The organism is Bacillus sp. GMa5/1 (genome assembly GCF_050172015.1).
Lineage (GTDB): Bacteria > Bacillota > Bacilli > Bacillales > Bacillaceae_G > Bacillus_A > Bacillus_A cereus.
Map to the genome: position 1 here is coordinate 1 of NZ_JBNLYC010000195.1, position 6,769 is coordinate 6,769.

A 6,769-nucleotide genomic window follows, 5' to 3' on the forward strand; every position below is an offset into this window, starting at 1 on the left:
TGTCCGCCGCTTCAGAAGCGACTTCATCATATTAACATCTTCATTTTTCGATGTCAACTAAGTTTTAAAATTTCTTTTTTGTCGTTTTCTGCGTTTCCGCATCAGCGACGTTTATTAATATACCATCACACTTTTTAAATAACAAGTGTTTTTTTATAAAAATATAAAAAAATTATCTACCCTATCTTTCTTCTATAGAAATAACTATTATCCTCTCTACTAAAAATAGTTATTCTGATTGTATACTACTACACTTCATTCAACCAAATTGAATTTCACAATACCTTCCCAAATTTTCATTCTCTTCTATATTAAGGTTTATAATAATTATCCTTCTATAAAATAACTATACAAATTAGCCGTAAGAAAAAATCCCATCTACATTAAACAGCCACTCGCACGCATTATCCCCTTCCTTCTCATCCAAAAATTCCCCCTACAAATTAACAACATTCCAATCCTAATATAAACTTAAGGATATTGTTAGAATTTTTTTACATTTAATTAATGAAAAATATCCATTTTTTGTTATATAGTAAGAAAGGACGCACTCAACTATAAATAAACCAATGGAGGAATTATTTTATGGATAGGTTAACAAAGTTTTCATTAAAAAACCGAGCTGCCATTATCATCATGATCTTTCTCATTTCCATACTCGGTGTTTATTCCGGCTCTAAATTACCTATGGAATTTTTACCAAGTATCGACAATCCGGCAATTACCGTCACAACCTTATCTCAAGGACTCGACGCTGAAACGATGACAAAGGATGTAACTGATCCTCTCGAAAAACAATTTCGCAATTTAGAACACGTCGACACCATTACTTCTTCTACATACGAGGGATTATCACGTATCGACATTGCGTATACATCAAAAGCAAACATGAAAGATGCAGCACGCGAAGTCGAAAAAGCCGTCAATACAATTAAATTACCTAAAGATGTAACCAAGCCCGTAGTTAGTCAATTAAACACTTCTATGATTCCACTCGCTCAAATTACTATCCAGAAACAAAACGGTTTTTCAAAAGCAGATGAAAAACAAATCGAAAAAGAAATCGTACCACAACTCGAAAACATTGATGGTGTTGCCAACGTTATGTTTTTCGGAAAATCCACCTCTGAATTATCTATCGTACTTGATCCGAACCAATTAAAAAACAAAAACGTAACATCACAGCAGGTACTAACTGTTTTACAAGGAAAAGAAACTTCTACTCCAGCTGGGGCAATTACTGTTAATCAGGAAGAATACAACCTCCGCGTCATTGGGGACATAAAAAATGTAAATGACATTAAAAACATCACTGTGGCACCCCAAGTGAAATTGCAAGACATTGCTCAAATTGAAATTAAACAACACTACGATACAATCTCACATATAAACGGAGAAGAAGGCACAGGATTAATCATCATGAAAGAACCGAGTAAAAATGCAGTTGCCATTGGAAAAGAGATTGATAAAAAAGTTAAAGAGATAGATAAGGAATATAAAGATCAATTTTCTATTAAACTTTTGGCTTCAACCCATGAACAAGTTGAAAATGCTGTTACTAGCATGGGAAAAGAAGTAATACTTGGAGCAATCGCTGCAACTCTAATTATCTTAATCTTTTTACGTAACTTCCGAACAACACTCATCGCTGTTGTCAGTATTCCATTATCTATTTTATTAACACTCTTTTTACTACATCAATCTAACATTACGCTTAACATTTTAACCCTCGGTGGTTTAGCTGTTGCGGTTGGACGTCTCGTCGATGATAGTATCGTTGTCATCGAGAATATTTTCCGCCGTTTACAAAAAGATTCTTTCTCTAAAGATATCATTCTCGATGCAACGAAAGAAGTCGCAGTCGCAATTACTTCTTCTACTTTAACAACGGTCGCTGTTTTTTTACCTATCGGCCTCGTATCGGGAGCAATCGGAAAATTAATGTTACCTATGGTATTAGCAGTTGTATATTCTATACTATCATCCTTAATCGTTGCACTAACAGTTGTTCCACTTATGGCTTTTTTACTACTCAAAAAAACAAAGCATCGAAAGCCAAGTTCTTCATCACGATATGTCGCTACATTAAAGTGGGCTCTTTCTCATAAATTCATTATTCTACTTACTGCATTTTTATTATTTGTAGGATCAATTGCAGCTTATATATTACTACCGAAAGCAAACATAAAATCTGAAGACGACACAATGTTATCTATTAACATGACATTTCCAGCCGATTATAATGCTGAATCTCAAAAACAAAAAGCATTTGATTTTGAAAAGAAATTACTTTCTAATTCAGATATAACAGACGTTATTTTACGAATGGGATCTAGCGCAGAAGATGCACAATGGGGGCAAACAACTAAAAATAACCTCGCTAGTATATTCGTAGTCTTTAAAAAAGGTTCTGATATTGATCAATATATTAAAGAGTTAAAAAAGGAAAATAAAACTTTTGAGCCTGCTGAACTTGATTATATAAAAACAAGTTATTCAAGCTCTGGCGGCGGCAATAACTTACAATTTAACGTAACAGCTACTAACGAAGCGGATTTAAAAGAGGCGGCTACTATCGTTGAAACAAAACTAAAAAGCATGGATGATCTTTCTAAAGTAAAAACAAATTTAGAAGACTCTAAAAAAGAATGGCAAATTCATATTGATCAAACAAGGGCTGAACAACTAGGTTTAACACCAGAAATAGCTGCGCAACAAGTAGCATTCCTTATGAAGAAATCACCTATTGGCGAAATTACAATTAATAATGAAAAAGCTACTATTATGATAGAACACAAAAAAGAAAACATTAATAAACAAGAAGATATTTTAAATACAAACATACTATCACCTATTAATGGACCAATACCTTTAAAAGACATCGCAACTATTTCAGAAAAACAAACGCAAACAGAAATTTTCCATAAAGACGGAAAAGAAACAATCCAAATTACAGCCGAAGCTTCAAATGAAGATTTGAGTAAAGTAAACACAGCAGTAAATAAAGCGATGACTGACTTAGATTTACCTAGTGGTGCAAAAGTAAATATCGCAGGAGCTACTGAATCTATGCAAGAGAATTTTACAGATTTATTCAAAATTATGGGGATTGCAATCGGGATTGTATATTTAATTATGGTTATCACCTTCGGGCAAGCACGTGCTCCTTTTGCAATCCTATTCTCCTTACCGTTAGCTGCTGTCGGTGGTATTTTAGGATTAATCATTTCACGAACACCTGTTGATGTAAATTCCTTGATCGGCGCATTAATGTTAATCGGGATTGTTGTTACAAACGCTATTGTATTAATAGAAAGAGTCCAACAAAATCGGGAACACGGAATGGAAACTAGAGAAGCCTTACTTGAAGCAGGTTCTACTAGACTACGCCCAATTATTATGACAGCTATTACAACAATCGTTGCTATGCTCCCACTCCTATTTGGCCAATCCCAAGCAGGAAGTATGGTATCAAAAAGTTTAGCCGTCGTCGTCATCGGCGGTTTGGCAGTCTCAACTGCTCTTACATTAGTAGTCGTTCCAGTTATGTATGAACTATTAGATAAAATCGGGAGAAAAAGACGCTCCCGCAGGAAAATAAGCACTTCTACAGAAACACCTGATATTTAAAAACAAAAGGCGTTACCTTCACAAATGAAGATAACGCCTTCTCTCTATTTATTCATAAAATCCATCATTTTTTCCACATATTGCTCTATAGGTTTACTAGAATCCACAATCCAAATTACATCTGTTCTTCTTTATAATTAATCACAAATTCAACAATCATTACATCCATTCCTTCTATATTAAAATACAAAAGAACCCCCTACCTATAAATAGAGAGTTCTTCTTTATAATTTATGCCGCTTTTACCTTTTTCGTCGTTTTACTTTTTCTTTTCGTTCCTGTAAAGCGCTTGTGTAATATAGATGCTATCAAGCGTGAAATAACATTGAATAGTAATACCATAATAATTAATACAGCTGCAGATTTTGTCGCAATCAACTTCGCATCTGGAATAACTCCTTCAGAATTTAATTTCCAAATGTGAACCGCTAATGTTTCAGCTGGTCTAAACGGATTTAAAGGATGCGCAGGACTTGATAAATCCGCTGCTGAATTTAAAATCGGGGATGTTAAACCCGCTGTGTAAATTAATGCTGCCGCTTCCCCAAATATACGACCCGCCGCTAAAATAATCCCTGTAATAATTTGTGGTAATGACGATGGGATAATAATACGAGCGATTGTTTGCCACTTCGTTGCACCTAATCCAAGACTTGCCTCTTTTACATTATGAGGAACTTCTGAAATCGCATTTTCACAAACACGCGTTAAACCTGGTAAATTTAAAATAGTTAAAGCAAGAGCACCACCCATTACTGTGTATCCCCAACCTGTCATTGTAACGAACACTAACAAACCAAATAAACCAACAACAATAGAAGGTAAAGACGCCATCGTCTCTATACATAGACGAACAAAATTTAAAAAACGTCCTTGTTTTGCGTACTCTGCTAAATATATTCCAGCACCTAATCCAAGAGGAATAGATATAATAAGCGTTATAACAAGCATGTAGAAGGAATTGAATAACTGCGGACCAATCCCACCACCAGCTCTTGTATTGCTTGGTTCTCCAAACAAGAAATTAGGATCCCAAAATCCCCATCCCTTTTGTAAAATTTCAAATACTAAGAACACTAGCAAAGCTACAACTAAAGCTGCAACCGCATAAAAGATACCTGTCCAAACTTTATTTACCGTTCTTGCATTCATTATTATCGCTCACCTCTTTGCCCAATCGCTCGAATTACTAAAATAAACAGGAATGAAATAACAAGTAAAATCATCGCTAAAGTCCATAGCGCATTGTTCCAAGCAGTTCCGTTCAATGTATTCGTCATGTCCATTGTTAAAATACCAGTTAACGTCGCTGTCGGACTATATATTCCTTCTGGTAATTTAATCGTATTCCCGATTACCATTTGAACCGCTAGCGCTTCACCAAAAGCACGCGCTAAACCTAAAACAACACCTGTTAAAATCCCTTTCTTCGCAGCAGGAACAATTACTCGGCTAATCGCTTGCCATTTCGTTGATCCTAGACCATAAGAAGCTTCTAAATAATCAAATGGAACAGAACGTATTGCATCAGAAGCGATACTAGCAATAGTAGGTAAAATCATAATACTTAATACAACAATACCTGCAATTAAACTAAAGCCTACTCCCCCAAACGAATCACGTAATAGTGGTACTAAAATCGTAACACCTAATAATCCGTATACAACCGAAGGAATACCAACTAACAATTCTAGAACAGGCTTCAATACTTTATTTCCAAACTTTGGCGAAATTAAATTCATGAATATAGCAAGAGCTATAGCAATTGGTGCACTAATAATAACCGCACCTAACGAAACCACCGTTGAACCTACAATGAAAATTAAAGCCCCGAAGGATCCTTGATCAGCATTTGGGTTCCATTTTGTCGATGTTAACATCTCAGTAAATGAGATACCACTTTGTGTAAAAGATTGAATACCTTTCCCACAAATAAACGCAATAATAGCTAATGTAATTAAAACAATAAAAATACCACAAAACGTAACAAGTGATCTTCCTATATATTCACTTTTTACGTAATTAATTTGTTTTTTCCCCTTCATCACAGGACAGACCCCACTTCACAGATTGAAATGAACAGGACTGGCCTTGCAGCCAGCCCCATAAAATTTTATTACTTATTTAATTTAGACATTGGAATGTAGCCCATATCTTCTACTTGCTTTTCAAAATCTTTACCTTTTACATAATCGATGTAAGCTTTTGTTGCTTCCTTCGCTTCACCTTTTGTTACCATATATTCGTAAGACCAGAATGGATATTTACCAGACGCAATGTTTTCAACTTTCGGTTCAGCACCATCAATTTTCACTGTTTGTAGTGCGCCTTTTTTCTCGCCGACCATGTAAGACATTGCTAAATAACTCACCGAACCAGGAGTAGAGTTAATCGCTTGCTCTACTGCACCGTTAGAATCTTGTGTTGTACCAGTTCCATCATTAATTTTCGCGTCTTTCATAATCGTTTTTTCAAATGTAGCACGTGTACCAGATGAAGCCGGACGGTTAATTACATTGATTTTTTCATCTTTTCCGCCTACTTCTTTCCAGTTTGTTACTTTTCCAGTGAAGATATCTTGTACTTGTTGCATTGTTAAGTTATCAACTTTTACATCTTTATTTACGACAAGAGCGAATGCAATACCCGCTACCTTGTTATCTACTAATTCTTTCGCCTTTTCAGCATCTTTTATTTTATCTCCGGACGGAACATCTGAATTACCAATTTGTACTGCACCAGATGCTACTTGGTTAATCCCAGTTCCACTACCGCCACCTTGAACTTGAATAGAAACTTTTGAATTTTTCTCCATGAATTTCTTTCCAGCTTCCTCCGCAAGAGGTAGAAGAGCTGTAGAACCAGCCGCTGCAATCGTACCTGATAATTCTTGTTTTGTATTATCGCTTCCTTTAGCAGTTTCTTTACTAGTTGTATCTTCTGCTTTCCCACAACCAACTAATGCTCCTGCTACCACTAAAGCTGCTAAAGAAAATTTAATACCTTTTTTCATAACCATGTCTTGTACCCCCATTTGGATTATCACTTTTCGAATTCATTTTCTTTCGAACACAAATTCATTGTAGGACAACAATATTATGTGAGTGTTAAGCAATTTTTAATTTTAAGTAAATGACGA

General features: G+C 35.3%; 4 protein-coding genes. 1 reads left to right on the top strand and 3 read right to left on the bottom strand.

Going from position 1 to position 6,769, the window contains the following annotated elements:
• Nucleotides 1-585: 585 nt before the first annotated feature.
• Nucleotides 586-3,630, top strand: a complete 3,045-nt coding sequence (locus tag ACQGSG_RS25000; protein WP_325842768.1) for an efflux RND transporter permease subunit — start codon at nucleotides 586-588, stop codon at nucleotides 3,628-3,630.
• Between the two features lie 231 nt (nucleotides 3,631-3,861).
• Here the strand turns inward: ACQGSG_RS25000 and pstA are convergent, their stop codons facing one another.
• From pstA to ACQGSG_RS25015, 3 genes are all read right to left on the bottom strand, one after another.
• Nucleotides 3,862-4,782 carry a phosphate ABC transporter permease PstA gene (pstA, locus tag ACQGSG_RS25005; RefSeq protein ID WP_000994140.1) on the bottom strand — a complete coding sequence of 307 codons (921 nt, stop codon included), beginning with the start codon at nucleotides 4,780-4,782 and terminating at the stop codon, nucleotides 3,862-3,864.
• 2 nt (nucleotides 4,783-4,784) lie between these two features.
• Complete coding sequence (gene pstC / locus ACQGSG_RS25010) at nucleotides 4,785-5,675, bottom strand: phosphate ABC transporter permease subunit PstC (RefSeq protein ID WP_000676676.1); 891 nt, start codon at nucleotides 5,673-5,675, stop codon at nucleotides 4,785-4,787.
• A gap of 71 nt (nucleotides 5,676-5,746) precedes the next feature.
• Nucleotides 5,747-6,649 carry a phosphate ABC transporter substrate-binding protein PstS family protein gene (locus ACQGSG_RS25015; protein WP_000245109.1) on the bottom strand — a complete coding sequence of 301 codons (903 nt, stop codon included), beginning with the start codon at nucleotides 6,647-6,649 and terminating at the stop codon, nucleotides 5,747-5,749.
• Nucleotides 6,650-6,769: the final 120 nt, after the last annotated feature.

Coding starts and splice junctions, on each gene's coding strand:
- ACQGSG_RS25015 (WP_000245109.1), bottom strand. CDS start 6,649: ATGGTTATGAAAAAAGGTATTAAATTTTCTTTAGCAGCTTTAGTGGTA.
- ACQGSG_RS25000 (WP_325842768.1), top strand. CDS start 586: ATGGATAGGTTAACAAAGTTTTCATTAAAAAACCGAGCTGCCATTATC.
- pstA (WP_000994140.1), bottom strand. CDS start 4,782: ATGAATGCAAGAACGGTAAATAAAGTTTGGACAGGTATCTTTTATGCG.
- pstC (WP_000676676.1), bottom strand. CDS start 5,675: ATGAAGGGGAAAAAACAAATTAATTACGTAAAAAGTGAATATATAGGA.